Origin of the sequence: Moraxella pluranimalium (genome assembly GCF_002014825.1) — a bacterium.
GTDB classification, from domain to species: Bacteria; Pseudomonadota; Gammaproteobacteria; order Pseudomonadales; family Moraxellaceae; genus Moraxella; species Moraxella pluranimalium.
Map to the genome: position 1 here is coordinate 76,001 of NZ_MUYU01000005.1, position 18,795 is coordinate 94,795.

Sequence of the window (18,795 nt, forward strand, 5' to 3'; positions counted from 1 at the left end):
GTGTATGATGATTCACTTAATTGCTAAGTGTAAGGATAAATAATGAGCTATTTTGGTACTGATGGGATTCGTGGGCAGTTTGGGACATTTCCGATTACCCCTGATTTTTTACTGCGTTTGGGCTTTGGGGCGGGTCGTGTGTTGGTCGCCCAAAATCCAAGCAAACGCCCAAGCGTCTTGATTGGTAAGGATACACGCTTGTCAGGCTATGTGATTGAAGCGGCACTACAAGCGGGATTTAACGCGGCAGGTGTCGATGTCTATATGCTTGGCCCATTGCCGACGCCTGCGATTGCGCATTTGGTCAAAAGCTTCCATGCTGACATGGGTGTGGTGATTTCGGCAAGTCATAACCCGTATCAAGATAACGGTGTCAAATTCTTCTCAAACGAAGGCAAAAAAATCTCCGATGAGCTCCAAGACGCCATTAATGTCGAGCTTGATTACCTAGTTGGTGATACTGATGCGCGCCTAGCACGCCTAGCAGGTATCAAGGCAGATAGTATCGGTAAAAACCATCGTGTCGCCGATGCCAAAGGCCGCTATATTGAATACTGCAAAGGCAGCTTCCCTTATCATTACAATTTATCACATCTAAAAATTGTCGTGGATTGTGCTAACGGTGCAGGGCATAGCGTCGCCCCACGAGTGCTAAAAGAGCTTGGCGCTAAGGTCATCGCCATCCACAATAACCCAGATGGTGTCAATATCAATGATAACTGCGGCTCAACACACCCTGAAGTGCTACAAGCTGCCGTGCGTGAACACGGCGCTGACGTCGGCATCGCCCTAGATGGTGATGGTGACCGTATCATTATGACCGATGAGCATGGCAATATCGTCGATGGTGATAGCATCCTGTATGTGCTTGCCAAGCACCTACAGCCTGCAGGCGTGGTGGGCACACTGATGAGTAATGTGGCACTTGAGCTAGCTTTGGCAGAGCGTGGCATTGAGTTTCACCGTGCTAAGGTCGGTGACCGCTATGTGATGAAAGACCTAGAAACTCGTGGTTGGACGATTGGCGGTGAGCCATCAGGTCATATTCTATGCCTAGATAAGAGCCGTACAGGTGATGCCATCGTCGCAGGTTTGCAAGTGTTATCCTGCATGGCGGAGACGGGCAAAAAACTGTCGGAGTTGACGCAAGGCTACACACCATTTCCACAGACCTTGATTAATGTCCGCCTATCGCAGATGAGCGATCCGTATGCCAATGATGAGCTATCGACTATCTTTGCTCAAGCAGAGAGTGAGCTGACGGGTAAGGGTCGCCTACTGATTCGTAAATCAGGCACTGAGCCTGTCATCCGTGTGATGGTCGAGCACCAAGATGCCGACACTTGCCAAGCGATGGCGCAGAATCTTGCGGATCATGTCAAGCGAGTGCTGGCGTGATTTGATATCTATAATAACCGCTGATACTGATGTATGAGCGGTTATTTTTTTTGTATCTAGATTTGTATTTAGCAGTGCAGAAATTCCCCACCATTTATAAGGTAATCGGTGTATAATAAACCATCTTGTAACCCAATCATCAGAACAAGGGGAATCTCATGGATCTAACTGACCACAGACAATCATACGAAAAACACACGCTGCCTGATACAGGTCTGCCGACGACACCGTTTGAGCTATTTCGCACATGGTTTGATGAAGCGGTGGCAGAAGAACTGCCCGAGCCTTATGCGATGAGCCTTGCTACCTGTGGCGCAGATGGTCGCCCAAGCGTGCGTATCGTGCTGATGCGTGAGCTCACCGAGCGTGGCGTGGTGTTCTACACCAACTACGACAGTGCAAAAGGTCAAGATATCGCTGACAATCCCAATGCCGAAGTGCTGTTCTTTTGGCAGGGTCTAGAGCGTCAGGTGCGTCTATCGGGTCGCATTGAGAAGGTAAGTGCCGAAAAATCCGCCGCCTATTTTGCCAAGCGTCCCCGTGAAAGCCAGCTCGGTGCATGGGTGAGTGAGCCCCAAAGCGGTGTCGTGGCAAACCGTGCCATCATCGAAGAAAAATACGCCATCTTGGATGAGACACACTCTGATGCTGTGCCATATCCGAGTTTTTGGGGTGGGTATGAGCTGATTGTGGACTGCGCAGAGTTTTGGCAGGGGCGTGTCGGTCGGATGCATGACCGTATGCGCTATACCGCTGATGGCGATGCGTGGCGTGTGGAGCGATTGTTGCCTTAGGCTGTTTATTTTATCCCTGTCAAATGATATTGGCAGGGATTTTTTTTATGTCTTTTTTGTCATAATATCATCAAAAACTGATTGAAAATCATACAAATATTTATGTATATACATACATTGTATAAAAACTTGTAATCAATGAACAGCTGCCAATATTTTTAAACTTTGATGAAAATTTATTCAATCTTTACAAATCGACACAATTTTTTTTGTAAAAAATTTGTCGCCGAATTGCACAGTTATTGATTGGCTTAATCTCGTCTGTTTAATCAATAAAATATATAAAAGAACGAGTTTTAATATATAAAACATGTATATCAAATGTTATACACTTACAATTAATTACAAGATAAAACTGTCTAAAAAATAACCATAGTTCAAATAAATTCCAACAATATCATGATGTTGTAGAATTTCTGAAATATTATCACATATTATGTATTTACATAAGATTACATGGCAAACCATGATGTTTGTATAAATTGGCTAATAAATATACAGAAATACCATCTCCAAAAATGCACACCATTAGTGTTAAATATTTATAAATATATTTTTATGAAATTGGTAATAATATTGCGATTAATGAATATAAGTTATTGAAATATAATGATTTAATTGTATGGTGTATAAAAAATGTTATTATGTATATATCGTGTAATTCAGCAGGGGGGGGGTGTGGATTTATTAATTTTTCACAGTTATAATGACGCTGACTTGGGTCTTGGCTGTGTTGCTATAGGGACAAGTTTCATCATTTGGGTGCGTTGATTGTGATATTTTTCTTAATGATATAGTATTACAATTATCGCATGATTTTGGTAACTTATTAAATTTAAAGTGAATTTATGAACAAAGCTTTTAAAGTCATTTGGAACCACGCTACGCAAAGTTGGACGGCGGTTTCAGAGATTGCTCGCGCAAAGGGCAAAACCAAATCGGTTAAATCAGCCAAGACTGCCATTGCGCTAGCAGTAGCGACAGCAGGAACGATGGCATCGACACAAGCAATGGCTGCACAGGCAGCTGCTAATGGAGATTTAAGCAGAGTTTTATATAGCAGTACCCAAGGGTTATCCGTTAGCTATGGTATCGCAGAAGGCAACTCTCAATCGGTCGCTATCGGTGGTGACTCTTCACGACCTGCCCGTGCTACCGCTGCTGGCGCTATTGCTATCGGTGGTCAGGCTAATGCAACAGGCACAACATCAACAGCGGTTGGTTGGAACTCAACATCGTCTGGCACCAACTCTGTCGCCTATGGTGCATCGACCGTATCTTCTGCGGTAGGTACAGTAGCTATTGGCTTGTCGGCAAATGCTTCAGCGAATGCTGGCATCGCCATCGGTGAAAGCTCAAAAACCAACGGCACCAACTCTGTCGCCATCGGCCTGATGTCAAATGTGACTGGCAATAGTGGTGTCGCTGTCGGTAATAGAGCAACCGCTGCCCAAGATGCAGCTGCCTATGGTGTCTTGTCAAATGCAACTGCCATTCGTGCGACAGCTATCGGTCCTGTTGCAAATGCTTTGGCGGGCAATGCGACAGCAGTGGGTAATGAAGCGAATGCATCAGCAGCTTTTGCAACTGCTATGGGTGATAGAGCAAAAGCCTCAGCGGAGAATGCTGTCGCTGTGGGCGTGAACTCAAATGCTTCTGTTGCAGGCGCTGTTGCGTTAGGTTCTGGCTCAGTCGCTAACCGTGCATCGGGTATGGTGGGCTATGACCCTGCAACCAAAGCAGCATCAACTGCAACTAACTCAACTTGGAGTGCCAATGCAGCCGCTGTCTCTATCGGTGATGGCACTGCGACTACTCGCCAATTGACCAGTCTTGCTGCAGGTACAAATGATACTGATGCGGTAAACGTAGCACAGCTAAAAGCATTGGCTGAAGTTGTTGCCAATAATACCATTCGTTATTTTTCTGTGAACTCTACCGTTACAGGTAACCGTGATAATACGGGTGCAACGGCTACCAATGCTATTGCTATCGGTCCTGATGCCCGTGGCCAATTGGAGTCGAGTGTCGCGATTGGTCATAATGTGACTGCAATCATGACTCCACCAGGCGGGTTGGATGCTACTGGCGGTGGCGGTGTTGCTATCGGTAAAGATAGCAGCGCTTTTATTGGTGGTGTTTCTGTAGGCACCAATGCGACCTCAGGCATGATTCCACATGCTGTGTCAATTGGTTATAACACAGTAATCAATACCGCACCTTATATTGACCCTGATAATACACAACAAAAAATCGGTGGTATTGCAATCGGTGATAACGTTGTCTCTAAGAGTCAGTCTGTCGCTATTGGTGTAAACGCCACATCTGTGGGTAAATACAACGTTGTGATGGGTACGGATACTATCGCAAATGGTGAGCGTGACATTGTTATTGGTAATGGTGCGGTATCGCAACGCCAAAATGCAGACTCGTACAATATCGCTATCGGTCGTGCAGCCAATGCATCGGCAAATGCGGCAGCTTCTGTTGCTATTGGTATGGATACGTTAACCAATAACACCTCTGCAACCGCTGTTGGTAGAAGTGCGCAAGCCAACGGTCTTAACAGTGCAGCATTTGGTTATAAAGCAGCTGCTAATGGAACTGCCTCTGTTGCCCAAGGTGAGCTTTCTAATGCTACTGGGGAGCATTCGGTAGCTATTGGTTCTCGTGCAGAAGCGGCTGATGAAAGTACGATTGCAATTGGTACACAATCGGATGCACTTAAACGCAATGCAATTGCAATTGGTATTAATTCAGTATCCAATGCTACCAATGGTGTGGCTGTAGGTCCACAGGCTCGTGTATATGATACGGCTGAAGCTGGCGTTGCTATCGGTCTTACAACTTATACCAGAGGAACAAATGGTATTGGTATTGGTCGTGCAAACAATGTAGATGGTGATCATGGTATTGCCATCGGTACAGGCTCAAATATTACGGCTGATGCCGATTACTCAGCATCTGTAGGTACACGAAATGAAATTTCGGGTGCAGGTACATTTGTATTTGGTAGCAACGTTACTGCAACTGCAGCTAATAATGTAATCCTAGGTCAAAACAGCTCAGAAAGCTCAGTAACTACAACCAATGGTGCTCCAAATCAAGTAACCACAGGTACCGTGGGCGACATGACTTATGGTACATTTGCCGGCACAGCAACAGGTATCGTCTCTGTGGGTGCACAAGGTGCTGAGCGTCAAATCATCAATGTTGCACCGGGTAACATCTCAGCAACTTCAACTGACGCCATCAACGGCTCGCAGCTGTATGCCGTAGCAAAACAAGCAGCAGCACCATTAACATTCACTGCCAACACCAATACAGATACCGACGCAGAGCTGCTAGACAAGCAATATGCAGCAGCTGACGGTACGCAGCAACAACTTGGTGAAAAGATTGCGATTATCGGTGCAGCTACAGGCACAGCACTTACACGTAATACAGACACTGTGGTAAGTGGTGATTATAGCGCCAAAAATATCCAAACGGTTGTATCAAATGGTGAAGTTCAAATCCAAATGGCTGAGAACCCAATCTTTGACAGCGTACAGTTTGGTGATACAACCGGTCCAAAAATTACTAATGATGGCACTGACATCAAGGTTGGCTCGTCAACAGACGCACCTGTCAAAATCACCAACGTTGCTAACGGCACTAATGCTAATGACGCTGTTAACCTAAGCCAGCTAAATGCAACCAAAGTTGCTGTCTTGGTGTGGTGGTGTTTTTTTGTTGGATAGATATCAATTTGACACTTGTTACGAAAAATTTACAAAGATTAAGTGGTATTTTGGTATAATAACAAAATTTATTATTGGAAATATTTATTATGTCAAAAGCTTATCTGTCACCGCTTGGGTTTGCATTGATGGCCACGAGCATTTTCACTGTGTCGGCTTGTGATAAAGTTGCATCAGTTGGTACTGATTCTGAAAGTAAAGAGCAAGTCACCACAGAAAAAGCCAATGATTCTAATTTGGATAATGCACAATCTGTAGAGGTTGAAAAGCCAGCGGTTGTCCTTGATCCAAATACTAGTCAGCAGTTCCGTGGTGACAGTGAGATTGATAAGAGGCTTGCTGAGGCGCTGCCTGAAATTCCTTATTCAATTGACAATCTAACTCAGGACGCAAACGCAGTAAATACGGCAGAATGGCTTCCACCTGTTGCGCCGTCAGCGCCGGCTACAAACAGCAGTGACGCTACTATTAATTCTGCAGGTCAATCGAATGGACAGGATTCGCAAGCATCACCTGATGTGAGTAATAATCAGCAGTTAGCCACCAATCAAAGTGCTGTAAATCAGATTAAGACTAACGAGATTGCCAACACAAATGAACTGACTCGTGACCAAATCATCAAGATTCAGGCGTTGCTAAATTGGCATCATCATAGCGTTGGTGCGGTTGATGGTAAATTTAGCAAGAATACCATCAAAGCAATGAACGTGTTCCAAGAAAAGCATGGTTTGCAAGTCACGGAAACTATGAATGCGGAAACTTGGGCGGAGCTTACCAAGGATGTAACTTTGAGCAAACAGCCTGTTTTGGTTAGTTATACATTGACCGCAGAGGATGTTAGCTTGCCTAGACATCCTAAAGGACAACAATTTAAAACTGTTCGTGAGGCAGTTGCAGAAAAATTCCATATGAGCCAAGACTTGCTTAGTCAGCTAAATAAAGATAAGTCTCTGAAGGCGGGTGTTACAATCACTGTGTATAACCCTGGTCAGCCAAATACAGCAGCAGTTACTCGCGTAGTTGCCAACAAAAAGCTAAATATATTGTATGCATATGATGCATCAGGTCAGCTTGTGGCTAGTTATCCAACTACGGTAGGGGGTGGTCGCAAACCATCGCCTACTGGCAAGCATACTGTAACTAGTCGAATTATCCATCCAACTTACAATAAAAATTTTAGAAATAAAAATGGCGTTTTACCACCAGGACCAAACAATCCTGTGGGGCGTGTTTGGATGGGTTTAAGCAAACCTACGTACGGTATTCATGGATCGCCCGAACCAGAAATGATTAGTCAGCAACAATCCAGTGGTTGTGTTCGACTAACCAACTGGGATGCATTGGGTCTTTATGGTGTAATCCAAGAAGGTGCCGAAGTAGAATTTTTGTAAATATAAGTTTAGAAAACCGCTCAGCATATCTACGAATGGTGCTGAGCGGTTTTTTTTGTATAATAGGCTATTGATTTTTAAACTATGATGTGTCTGAATTTAAATAATGATAATGATGTTTATTTCTGCTTTTGAGCGACTGCAGTAATCCCAACTAGGTATACCCTTTATTCATGAATCAAATTATAAAGACTATTTGAAGTGGGGAAAATTCAGACAATCATCCCAATCAACTCCGCCTTCACCGCCTGATACCGTTCATTATCATCAGTCAGCGTCTCATCCAGCCACGCACCATCGACGGCATAACGCACGATAGCAAGCTTGGCATCGCTGTCGGTATCGGCGAATTGACGCAGTTTTTGGTTCATCCAATCCTGCCACTGTGATTGCATGATGGCATCGCTATTGATGGAGCGAATCAGGCCTGCCCAGTCGCTTTGTAGCCCGATGGCATCATTGTCAAAAAACACCGACACATAAGCACGGGTAAACACGCCATAGCTGTGATTCACCCCAATATGCGCCAAAATCGCCGTGTTCAGCTGTGCGATAAATAGCCCAATCACCGCCGCAATCAGCTCTTCTTTACTCTTAAAATGATGAAACAGACCGCCTTTACTCGTACCTGCAGCATCGGCGACTTTTTGCATGGATAAATTGGCGATACCATCTTTAATCATCAAATCTTTGGCGGCGTTGATGAGTAGATGACGAAGCTGTTCGGGGTTGTTTTTACGCTTTTTTGGGGTGGTGTCGCGTGCCACATCATCAGACTTGGTAGTTTGGCTATCAAATAAATCAATCATATTATTTCTCAATTGGCTAATTTAGTGGGCAGCGTTTGAAAAGACATTCATCACCACGACGCCTGCGATGATGAGTAGAATGCCGATAATAGCAGGCAAATCAAGCGGTTGCTTGAGTACGACCACGCCAATGATGGCGGTGAGTATCAGACCGACACCCGACCAGATGGCGTAGGCGATGCCAAGCGGAATGGTTTTGACCACATGAGATAGTAAATAAAAAGCGATGGCAAAGCAAATCAGCGTAATCGCTGTCGGTACAGGCTTACTAAAGCCATCAGATTTTGCCAAAAATGTCGAGCCTGTCACTTCGGTAACGATGGCACAGCCGAGTAGGGCGTAGGCGGTCAAGGTGGGATTCATTGCATTTTCTCAAGTTTATTTGGAATAGTTTGGCTTATCAAATATAACAAACCAACTGGTCGGTATTTTATGCGAATAAGTGAGTTTATGCAAGTAAAAAGTGGATAATTCGTTGAGAAATTATCCACCTTGATTGATAAGACTAAGCAACCGATGTCAGCTGTTGGCATAGCGAGTCGGGTCAGCCACACCTGCATCAATAAACCCCTGACGGCGTAGATGACAGCTGTCGCAGACACCGCACGCTTGACCGTCTGCATTGGCTTGGTAGCATGAAACCGTTTGGCTATAATCGACACCGAGCGATAGCCCTAGTTGTAGCGTCTCGGCTTTTGAGAGTGTTTGTAGCGGGGCAATCACCGACAGCTTACGCCCTTGACGAGCGGCGACGGTGGCAAGATTGGCAAGCGATTCAAACGCCGCAATAAAATCAGGGCGACAATCAGGATAGCCTGAATAATCCACCGAGCTGACACCGATGACGATGGCATTGGCATTAGTGACTTCGGCGGCGGCTAGCGCATAAGACAAAAAGATGGTATTGCGAGCAGGCACATAAGTAATCGGTGCGGTATTGGTCGTGTCATCATAGACGATGCTGTCATCATGATCGGGCACATCGATATTATGATCGGTCAATGCCGAGCCACCAAGCTGGGCGATGTCGATATCAATGATGCGATGATCGACACCGAGCGATTTGGCGATATTGATGGCGGCATTGAGCTCGCTTGAATGGCGCTGACCATAGCGAAAGCTTAACGCAACGATGTTTTTGAATTGGGATTTTGCCCAATATAGGCAAGTGGTGGAGTCAAGCCCACCCGAAAATAGCACGACGGCATTTTGGTCTTGGTAGGTATTCATCGGTCAAGTGTGATAAAAATCAAAAAAAGTTGGCGTATTGTACCATAGTTGCCATAGATTTTGCCGATTTGTCGTTGTGTTTACTTTTCGGGCGATAAAAATATGTTACAATACAACATGAGCTATAGGACAATATCAATTCGACAACAACAGTCAAATCAATCATGTAAACAGGATTATTATAATGGCGCTCGAAGCTGAAATTTTTAAAATCATCTTGGCATTTGTGGTGCTGATTAACCCATCAGCAGCCATTCCGCTGTTTGTGCATTTTACCGATGGCTATTCGTCAGCGGATAAGAAAAAAGTCGCACGCATTGCCTGTGCGACCGTGTTTATCGTCATTGCGTTTTTTGCGCTATTTGGGGAAGTGCTGCTGCGTGGCTTGGGCATTTCGCTTGGCTCGTTTCGTGTGGCGGGTGGGATTTTGCTGTTTTTGATTGCGCTTGGCATGATGAATGATGGTAATAATCCTGCTAAGCCAAATCACGATACAATCAGCCCACAGCCAAAAGACCCAAGTCAGCTCACGGGCATGGCGGTCGTGCCATTGGCAATCCCGATGATGATTGGGCCGGGCGGTATCTCAACGGTCATCATTTATTCATCTCATGTCAAAAGTATGCTATCGCTTGGTTTGATTGTGTTGTCAGGATTATTAATCAGTCTGTTTTGTTATGCGTCATTGATGGCAGCGGGTAAAATCAGTAAAGTGCTAGGGCAAACTGGCATGAATGTCACCAATCGTATCATGGGGATTATCCTTGCAGCGCTTGCTGTTGAGATTGTCGTTAGTGGACTGCGGACGATTTTTCCGCAGTTGGTATGAGATATTGATTAGAATTCATAAAAATCAGCGTGTGATGAATACGCTGATTTTTTTGTCTAGCTATCGCTTATTAGACATCGCTAAGCGGTGTTTGTAATCGTGGGCGATTGGGATTGAGCTTATCAAGTAGTGTCTTATCAATAGGTAAAATCCCACCATCTATCACATCGGCTAGGATTTCGGCGCACAGTGGCGCAAAGCTAAAGCCCTTTGAGCCCATACCATAGAGCGTGTAGAGATTGGGCTTGTTACCCACTTGACCCACGAGTGGATGATAGTCAGGTGTCTGTGCACGGATACCGACTTTGCCATCAAGTTTATTTGGCTTGTCATCAAGTGCTTGGGTTATTTGCTTGCCTAGAGTCGGCAGGGCTAAGTTTAGTTTATCTTGATTAAACTTATGTTCATCATCGCTGATGGTGGTATCGGTGGAATTTCGCACAAAGCTTGCGCCGAACAAAAATTTCGATACGCCATCATCGCAAAAGCTAGCGCAGTAGCCATCATATTTGACAGGGTGGCTAGGCAGGCTGGCATCTGCGATATGGTCAAGCTCAAGCCAAGAGAGCTGACCACGAATCTTACGACAGACAAACAGCGCATCGCTTAAGCACTCACTTTCAAACCCTGCACAAATCACTGCGGCATCAAAGCGAGTTTGTCCATCTTGCGCCATCACCGTCACGCCGTCAGCATCGGCTGTGATACGCTCGATGGTGGTTTGGCAAAAGCTGATTTTGTCATCGTGTTCAATCAGAGTGCGGATGCTTGCGGTATTAATCAGCCCGCCCATCGGCACAAAGCTTGTAATATCAGCGGTCGGATAGGCATCATTATCGATACGATGGATGAGTGCGTGCGGATAGTCGGCGATTTGCTCGGCGCGCTTTTCAGCGGATTTTTGACTGGGTAATAAAAAATCCACCACGCCTGTCATCTCAAAGACAGCAGGGTGTGCTTGCGTGTCTTTATCAAGCTTGATAAGTTTGTCAAACTTATCAAGCTTAATATTCATTGCGCTGTACTGACGATATGCGTACAAAAAACTCACCGTCGGCAGATGATGCATGGCTTGATTCAGAAGAGTGAGCTTGGGTGCGAGCAGTGCTCGTGGATTGCCTGATGCGCCTGACATCGGTGCGTGTTTGTCAAATACAGTTACCCGATGACCACGACGAGATAGGGCGATGGCACTCATCACGCCACTGATGCCTGCGCCGATGATGGCGACGGATTTGGGCTGGGCTGTGTGGTTGGTGGTAGGTTTGTCAATGTGTGCGGTGAGCATTTCTCGCTTATGCCCAAAGCCTTTGATTTTTTTGGTGATAAATCCTGCGCCCATCAGCCCACGCCGTACAAAGCCTGCTGCGGTAAAGGTGGCGACGGTGGCATGATTGGCGGATAATTGTGCCATCAGAGCGAATAATTCATCCGACCACAACTCACTATTTTTGCTTGGGGCAAAGCCGTCCAAGAACCACGCATCCACTTTTTGTATCGCATCTGCATGAGCATCAGCTAGCCGTGCCGTCGATGTGGCCAAGATACTACCAAAGCTCTCATAAGCATCACCAAACCACAAATCAAGCGTAATCGTCTCACTGATATGCAAGCGATGACAGCCCGCCATCAACAGCGGATACTGCTCAAGCAGTGCATCAATCCAAGGCGTCGTCCGCTCATCACGCCAAGCGCCAAGTGCAGTGCATAAATCCGCTATCGATAGCGGGAATTTTTCGGTACTGATAAAATGCAGGCGAGCACTCGGCGGTGCAGTATCCGCCCATAGCAGGCAAGTCGCCAAAAAATTCAGCCCCGTGCCAAAGCCAGTCTCAGCGATGACAAAGCGTTGATGGTCGTGCAGAGTGCCAAAGCGGTCGGGCAGATGATTGCCCTGCAAAAACACATAATGCGTCTCTGCCAAACCACCTGCCTGTGAAAAATACACATCATCAAAGACATCCGACACAGGCACAGTATGTCCCTGCGCATCGGTCTGCCAGTGGATACTTGCGGCTTGTAAGTGTTGTGAATTTGGCATTTACTACAAAACTATCGATGACGGTTGATAAGAAAGGTAAAAATTACAGCACTTAGCAGTAATGACCCAATCACAGTTAACGCCCCATACATAAATAGCTGACCTGTACGTTCGCTCACTAGGACATTTACCTGTGTAGTTAGGTCGTCAACTTGACGAGTAAGCTCTGCGTTTTGCGCTAGCAACTTCGCATTAGCGATAGACAGTTCACTATCATTGGGTGCGGCAATTTCTGCCAGTGTTGCGCCATCTTTGGTGTGCGGACTATCGGGAATCTCCACAGGCTGTTCTTTTGACGCTTCCGATGTTTGAGTCGGATTGCTATTAATGGATTGGTTTGTGGTATCAGGTGCCCGTGGCGCACTTTGAGCCATGGCAGGCAGGGCAAATGCACTTAGAGCAGCTACGATGTACAATTTGGCAAAATTTTTTGTTAGCATAATTAGCCATCCATCTTTGGCAGAGCTTGGATAAATGGCTTGACATCGACATGGCTATAGACACCGCCGCTGATATACGGGTCGTCCGCCGCCCACGCCTGCGCCTGCTCTAGGTCATCAAAATGTGCGATGATGATGCTACCGCTCATGGCAGGCTCACCATGCTTGATGGGATTTGGGCCTGCGACGACGAGACGGTTTTGTGCATCGAGTGCAGTTAGGCGTTCGATGTGGGCAGGGCGAGCGTTTAGGCGTTTTTCGGTGCTGTCGGCGACATCATGACCGATGATGGCAAATAATGGCATAATCATTCCTAAGTGATGAATTTTTATAAAATTATACAACTGTAACGCCAAAAAATCTATGTAAAAAATAACCACTTATCCTGCATAGATAGCGCTGTATTATCAGCGGTATTTGGCGTCTACCAAAAATATCTAGAAAGTGATACACTAGGCTTAACCAATGCCACCCAAGAAATCAAATCCATCATCAAAGAGCGTGGCTCTAAAAGCCTGCAAATTGATGGACACAGCCGTGGTACACTCACCATCACCAATGCTTATTCATCATTACTCAATGATGGTGATGCTGGCAAGTACAGCAACCTACGCACCAACATGGTTGGTGCCGCTGCCAATGTCAACAATGCAGACGAAAAACTGGCGGAACTACAAAGTCGTAATACAGGTAGCTATACTGAACAACAAAAATCAGGGTTTGTTAAATGACGGTTTATTAAAATGGGAAGCAATATACAAACCTAAGATAAACAGTACAACAAATACTGTTGAGAATCAAGAAGTCCTAAAGGAGAGCGATAAATGACCGCAATTAAATTGGCTGTTTTGATATGCGTTACAAGCCTGTTGAATGGTTGTATATTGTTTATGTTTGCTGATAGGTCTGGACCTCCGCCAATAGGATATGAGGTATTTCAAGGCTATCATATTCGTGATGATGAAATTATAAAACAAGATATGAGAGATTGTGGTTTTCCAAATGTAATGAATGAATCCGAATATTACAATACAAATTTAAATGCCTATGTGCAATCTCATATTTGTATGGAGCAAAAAGGATATAAAAAACGCAGTCGTCGCGAAATATGTGAGGCTTACCCAGAAACCGAAGCCTGCCAAAAGCATCTTAGTGAAATGCGAAGTAAGAAAAATTAGCAATGACCATTCATTTCCAAGGTCATAAATCTGAATCCGCCTTTACCATAAAAAACACCCTGTGATTGAATCACAGGGTAGTCCCTTATTGAATATCTTTACGGATATGATGCCGTAAGCTATAAAACATCACCGCAATAAAGCCAAACATCACAATCATATCACCAAAGGCGGTAAATTCGCCCCAATATTTGCCACCAGCAAGCACAAAAGCAAAAAATGCGTGCAAGCCTGCCATCACGCCAAACATCCCCGCCCATGCCAGATTGAGCTTGTGCCAACCTGATTGGGTGAGTTCAAAGACAGGCCCGAACAGTTTTTTGACAATCGGTGTCTTATCTTTGGCAAAAATCGGCGAGATAAGCAAACCGCCGGCAAAGACGAGATTGATAATAATAGCTTTTAGGCGGATATAATAATCATCGGACAAAGCCAGCGTAATCCCACCAAACACGATGGTCATCAGTAGCACGAACCATTGTTGTTTTTCTAGGCGAAATTTTTGGCTGATAAATAAAAAGCCATAAACGATGACCGTCGAGACAATCAGACCTGCGGTCGCCACAAGCACATGATTATTATCCACGCCTGCCGAACCGATGAGCTGCAAGATGGGATGCTCGGTATTGGTCGGCTCGGTGGTCTTGTATAAATAAAAAAAGACAATCAGTGGAATAAAATCAATCAAGGCTTTCATATCAGATATCTTAATAATAATTCACAATGAAATTCACAATGAAAACTTGCCAAGTGCCAATTTGTTAAATAATTTGTAATGATTATATAACAAATCAACACTTAGCAAGTCATTAATCAAACAACGCCAAACAGCTTAGCTGACGACTTTATCCGATGGGGCATCATGAGTGATTGCCTTTGGTGGGATAGGGCGTAGCTTTTCGACCAAAGCCACTGCCAGCACTTCATCGATACTTTCAACAGGGGTGATAATCAGACCCGCCTTGACATTGTCAGGAATCTCTGCCAAATCACGCTCGTTCGACTTTGGAATCAGTACTTGCTTGATGCCACCACGATGAGCGGCGAGCAGTTTTTCTTTGAGTCCGCCGATACGCAGTACCTTGCCACGCAGGGTTACTTCACCAGTCATGGCGATATCTGCACGGATGGCGATGCCTGTCAGTGCCGAGACGATGGCGGTGGTCAGGGCGATACCTGCTGATGGGCCGTCTTTTGGCGTTGCACCTTCGGGCATATGGATGTGCAAATCGGTATTTTTGAATTTTTCATAATCAATACCAAATCGCTCGCCCCCTGCTCGTACGACGCTCATCGCCGCTCGGATGGATTCTTTCATCACATCACCGAGAGAGCCTGTGAACACCAGCTCGCCTTTGCCCTGCATGGTCGCAGACTCGATGGTCAGTAGCTCACCGCCGACCGATGTCCAAGCAAGCCCTGTGATACGACCGACTTCAGGGTCTTTTTCGGCAAGTCCATAGTCAAATGGCTTGACGCCTAAGTACTCACTGATGTTGTCATCAGTGATGTGTAGGGTGTTGACCACAGCGCCTTTTTTGGGCTTAGTGCCGTGCGTTTCGACTTGGGCACGCACTGCTTTGCGGCTGATTTTGTTAATTTCTCTTTCAAGATTACGCACGCCTGCTTCACGAGTGTAATGGCGGATGATGCTAGTGATGGCATCATCAGTGATGTCAAGCTCGCTGTCTTTGAGACCGTTTTGTTCTAGGGCTTTTGGCACGAGATAATTATTAGCAATCGCCAGTTTCTCATCTTCGGTATAGCCCGGCAAGCGGATGACTTCCATACGGTCAAGCAAGGCAGGCGGAATGTTCATGCTATTGGCAGTACAGATGAACATCACTTGTGATAAGTCCAAATCTAGATCAAGATAATGATCATTAAACGCTTTATTCTGTGATGGATCAAGTACTTCTAACAGCGCTGATGCGGGATCACCACGGAAATCTTGTGCCATCTTATCGATTTCGTCTAATAAGAACAGCGGGTTTTTGACTTCGACTTTTGATAATGACTGCACAATCTTACCCGGCATCGCACCGATATAAGTACGGCGATGACCACGGATTTCAGCTTCATCACGCACGCCACCGAGTGCCATACGCACAAACTTACGACCTGTGGCACGAGCGATACTCTCGCCAAGTGATGTCTTACCCACGCCCGGCGGCCCGACTAGGCACAGGATTGGACCACGGATTTGCTTGACACGAGATTGCACCGCCAGATACTCTAGGATGCGGTCTTTGACATCGTCAAGTCCGTAGTGGTCCTTATCGAGCGTTTCTTTGGCTTTATCAAGATTAATCGAGACTTTGCTTGCCTTATTCCACGGTGTATCCAAAATCCACTCAACATAGCCACGCACCACCGATGCTTCTGATGATGTGGCAGGCATCATTTTTAGCTTGCGAAATTCTGATTCGGCTTTTTTGCGGACATCATCGGGTAGGTCAGCATCTTTTAGGCGATTTTCGAGTTCGACATCGTCATCATCAGCGCCATTGTTCAAATCCGATAGCTCATTTTTAATCGCTTTCATCTTTTCGTTTAGAAAATATTCACGCTGATTATTTTCCATCTGCTTACGCACGGTGTCTTGCAGTTCGTTTTCGATGGTGCGTTCGGTTTTGGCAGAAGTCAGATAATCGCACAGAATAGTGAAATATTCTTCGGCATCCGATGATTCAAGCAGTTGTTGTTTTTTGTCCAAAGCTAGCTGTGTGCGTGTCGCCACAAAGTACATCAGCTCAAGCAGATTGTCGATTTTGCCTGCGACACGAGTCAGCTCACGAGCATTACGCAGGCTGTTGTCGGCATATTCACCAAATAGCTCAAGCAAGGTTTTGATGCGGGCATCGCTGTCATCAGTACTCAGCGAAATTTCGACATCAGCAGGCACGAAGCTAGACAATAGGCTCTCGGCAGGGTCATCATCGACTGTGGTGATGGCGTTGATATGTACACGGCTTAGGCCTTCGATGAGCACCTTTAGGCATTTGTCATCGGTGTCGTGTGGCATGGTGCTGACGATACGGCAACGAGTGCCGAATTGGTACAGATTATCCGTGCTAATCTCTTCGCTAAGCGAATCTTTTTGGGAGACGACAATCAGCTCGCCATCATAGACATCTTGGGCAAGCTCGATGGCTTTGATGGATTGTTCACGACCGACAAATAGGGCGATTTGCATATGTGGATAGACGACCACATCACGCACCGCCAATAAAGGTAGGATTTCTAAGGATTTCTTTGTTTTGCTCATCGTTGTTGTTTCCTTATTAAAGTGATGGGTGGTTTATGGTGGCAAGGCGGATAAATTACAAGTCAAGACAGGCGAAATTTGCCCCAAAATTTGGCAAAGCATGGCTTTGGTGCTACCCAAATCTTGCCAAAATGTTACTATTGTTAAATTGTATATAACAATTTAATTGATAACTAATTGATTTTTAATGGTATTTTATCAAATGGTCTGTGGATAAATAAGGTATAATAACGCACGAAAAATCTTGACCAAGTCGGTATTTGACCGTCTTGGTATGTGGTATTAAATAGGTGAACTATGATGATAAATGCAGTATTGCTTGCAGTCATTGTGATGGTGGGGCTGTCGCTGGCTCGTGTCCATGTGGTGCTAAGCCTTGTGATTGGTGCGCTCGTGGGTGGTCTTGTGGCAGGTATGTCGGTAGCGGATACGCTGACGGCGTTTCAAGGTGGTATCAAAAATGGCGCTGAAATTGCGCTGTCTTATGCGATGCTTGGGGCGTTTGCGATGGCGATTGCACATTCAGGCTTGCCACAGATGATTGCTGATAAGCTGATTATGAAAGTGAACAACACTGATGGCGCAGGTAAGCTTAAGTGGCTATTGTGCGGGATTTTGGTGGTGATGGCGATGATGTCGCAGAACATTGTGCCGATTCACATTGCCTTTATTCCGCTGATTGTGCCGCCACTATTATTGGTGATGAATCGCTTGCAACTTGACCGCCGTGCGGTGGCGTGTATTTTGACCTTTGGTTTGGTCAATACTTATATGTTTATCCCTTATGGCTTTGGTGATATTTTCTTAAATCAGATTATCCTAAAAAATGTCAATGACGCTGGCATGGCGACAGGTGATATCTCGATGATGAAAACCATGACCATTCCCGCGCTTGGGATGCTATTGGGCTTGCTCATTGCCGTGTTTGTGACTTATCGCAAGCCACGTGCTTATCGTGATATTGAGATTGCCAAAGAAACACCAGCTAAGGCAGTCAATGGCTATGATGTGGCGGTGGCTGTTGGGGCGATTTTGGTAGCACTTGGTGCACAGCTGATGACAGATTCGCTACTGATTGGCTCGCTCGTGGGTTTTGCGGTGTTTATGGCGACAGGCGTGGTCAAATGGCGTGAAGCCAATGATGTCTTTAATGATGGCATCAAGATGATGGCGATGATTGGCTTTATCATGATTTGTGCGCAGGGCTTTGCCGAAGCGATGAAAGCCACAGGGCAGATTGACACCCTAGTGGATGGGGCGATGCAACTGTTTGGTGGGAATAAGGCGATGGCAGCGCTTGCGATGCTGATTGTGGGCTTGATTGTGACTTTGGGCATTGGCTCATCGTTCTCGACAGTGCCAATCATTGCCACCATCTATGTACCGCTGTGCATGGCGATGGGCTTTAGTGTACCTGCGACGGTGGCACTGGTGGCAACAGCAGGCGTACTGGGTGATGCAGGCTCGCCGGCATCTGACTCGACGCTTGGCCCGACGATGGGACTCGATGCTGATGGTCAGCATGATCATATCAAAGACAGCGTCGTGCCGACCTTTATTCACTATAACATTCCGCTTATTATCTTTGGTTGGGTTGCGGCGATGGTGCTGTGATGGTATCTGGTACAATTGGCAAATCCGATGTGTGATGTGCCAATGATATAAAAAATCAGG

At 45.7% G+C, this 18,795-nt stretch carries 16 protein-coding genes; 8 read left to right on the forward strand and 8 right to left on the reverse strand.

From position 1 onward, the window contains the following. Positions 1-42 precede the first annotated feature (42 nt). The 4 genes from glmM (at position 43) to B0680_RS00925 (ending at position 7,326) form a co-directional block, all read left to right on the forward strand. Positions 43-1,398, forward strand: a complete 1,356-nt coding sequence (gene glmM, locus B0680_RS00910) for a phosphoglucosamine mutase (protein ID WP_078253171.1) — start codon at positions 43-45, stop codon at positions 1,396-1,398. A gap of 158 nt (positions 1,399-1,556) precedes the next feature. Continuing rightward, positions 1,557-2,192 carry a pyridoxamine 5'-phosphate oxidase gene (gene pdxH, locus B0680_RS00915; protein ID WP_078253172.1) on the forward strand — a complete coding sequence of 212 codons (636 nt, stop codon included), beginning with the start codon at positions 1,557-1,559 and terminating at the stop codon, positions 2,190-2,192. An 848-nt stretch (positions 2,193-3,040) separates the two neighbouring features. Then, positions 3,041-5,935: an ESPR-type extended signal peptide-containing protein gene (locus tag B0680_RS00920; RefSeq protein WP_078253173.1), complete on the forward strand. Its 2,895-nt coding sequence runs from the start codon at positions 3,041-3,043 to the stop codon at positions 5,933-5,935. An 89-nt stretch (positions 5,936-6,024) separates the two neighbouring features. Further along, positions 6,025-7,326: a L,D-transpeptidase family protein gene (locus tag B0680_RS00925; protein ID WP_228143725.1), complete on the forward strand. Its 1,302-nt coding sequence runs from the start codon at positions 6,025-6,027 to the stop codon at positions 7,324-7,326. A 212-nt stretch (positions 7,327-7,538) separates the two neighbouring features. On the opposite strand, the gene B0680_RS00930 is transcribed toward B0680_RS00925, so the two are convergent. From B0680_RS00930 to queC, 3 genes are all read right to left on the reverse strand, one after another. Further along, positions 7,539-8,135 carry a TetR/AcrR family transcriptional regulator gene (locus B0680_RS00930; RefSeq protein ID WP_078253174.1) on the reverse strand — a complete coding sequence of 199 codons (597 nt, stop codon included), beginning with the start codon at positions 8,133-8,135 and terminating at the stop codon, positions 7,539-7,541. Between the two features lie 21 nt (positions 8,136-8,156). Next, a complete protein-coding gene (locus tag B0680_RS00935; protein WP_078253175.1) occupies positions 8,157-8,498 on the reverse strand; it encodes a DMT family transporter in 342 nt (113 codons plus the stop codon). A 156-nt stretch (positions 8,499-8,654) separates the two neighbouring features. Next, a complete protein-coding gene (queC, locus tag B0680_RS00940) occupies positions 8,655-9,365 on the reverse strand; it encodes a 7-cyano-7-deazaguanine synthase QueC (protein WP_078253176.1) in 711 nt (236 codons plus the stop codon). A gap of 184 nt (positions 9,366-9,549) precedes the next feature. Here queC and B0680_RS00945 point away from each other — a divergent pair, with 184 nt between their 5' ends. After that, positions 9,550-10,194, forward strand: coding sequence for a MarC family protein (locus B0680_RS00945; RefSeq protein ID WP_078253177.1), 645 nt, complete (start codon positions 9,550-9,552; stop codon positions 10,192-10,194). Positions 10,195-10,264: 70 nt separating this feature from the next. Here the strand turns inward: B0680_RS00945 and mnmC are convergent, their stop codons facing one another. From mnmC to B0680_RS00960, 3 genes are read right to left on the reverse strand one after another with little or no spacing between them, the layout of a single operon-like run. Continuing rightward, entirely contained in the window at positions 10,265-12,235 is a 1,971-nt protein-coding gene (gene mnmC, locus B0680_RS00950) for an FAD-dependent 5-carboxymethylaminomethyl-2-thiouridine(34) oxidoreductase MnmC (RefSeq protein WP_078253178.1), read from the reverse strand. Between the two features lie 11 nt (positions 12,236-12,246). Continuing rightward, positions 12,247-12,675, reverse strand: a complete 429-nt coding sequence (locus tag B0680_RS00955) for a hypothetical protein (RefSeq protein ID WP_078253179.1) — start codon at positions 12,673-12,675, stop codon at positions 12,247-12,249. Positions 12,676-12,677: 2 nt separating this feature from the next. Next, positions 12,678-12,980 carry a YciI family protein gene (locus B0680_RS00960; protein ID WP_078253180.1) on the reverse strand — a complete coding sequence of 101 codons (303 nt, stop codon included), beginning with the start codon at positions 12,978-12,980 and terminating at the stop codon, positions 12,678-12,680. A 160-nt stretch (positions 12,981-13,140) separates the two neighbouring features. Here B0680_RS00960 and B0680_RS00965 point away from each other — a divergent pair, with 160 nt between their 5' ends. Together B0680_RS00965 and B0680_RS00970 are read left to right on the forward strand one after the other, a co-directional pair. After that, entirely contained in the window at positions 13,141-13,503 is a 363-nt protein-coding gene (locus B0680_RS00965) for a hypothetical protein (protein WP_078253181.1), read from the forward strand. Further along, the gene (locus B0680_RS00970) at positions 13,500-13,853 is read left to right on the forward strand and encodes a hypothetical protein (protein WP_078253182.1); all 354 of its coding nucleotides are present in this window, start codon (positions 13,500-13,502) and stop codon (positions 13,851-13,853) included. Before B0680_RS00965 ends, B0680_RS00970 begins: the two co-directional genes overlap by 4 nt. Positions 13,854-13,938: 85 nt before the next feature. On the opposite strand, the gene B0680_RS00975 is transcribed toward B0680_RS00970, so the two are convergent. Together B0680_RS00975 and lon are read right to left on the reverse strand one after the other, a co-directional pair. After that, on the reverse strand, positions 13,939-14,550 hold the full coding sequence (locus B0680_RS00975; protein WP_078253183.1) for a septation protein IspZ: 612 nt from the start codon (positions 14,548-14,550) through the stop codon (positions 13,939-13,941). A 135-nt stretch (positions 14,551-14,685) separates the two neighbouring features. Continuing rightward, a complete protein-coding gene (gene lon, locus B0680_RS00980) occupies positions 14,686-17,121 on the reverse strand; it encodes an endopeptidase La (RefSeq protein WP_078253184.1) in 2,436 nt (811 codons plus the stop codon). Between the two features lie 297 nt (positions 17,122-17,418). On the opposite strand from lon, the gene B0680_RS00985 reads away from it, so the two are divergent. Next, a complete protein-coding gene (locus tag B0680_RS00985; RefSeq protein WP_078253185.1) occupies positions 17,419-18,735 on the forward strand; it encodes a Na+/H+ antiporter family protein in 1,317 nt (438 codons plus the stop codon). The last annotated feature ends 60 nt before the right edge of the window (positions 18,736-18,795 follow it).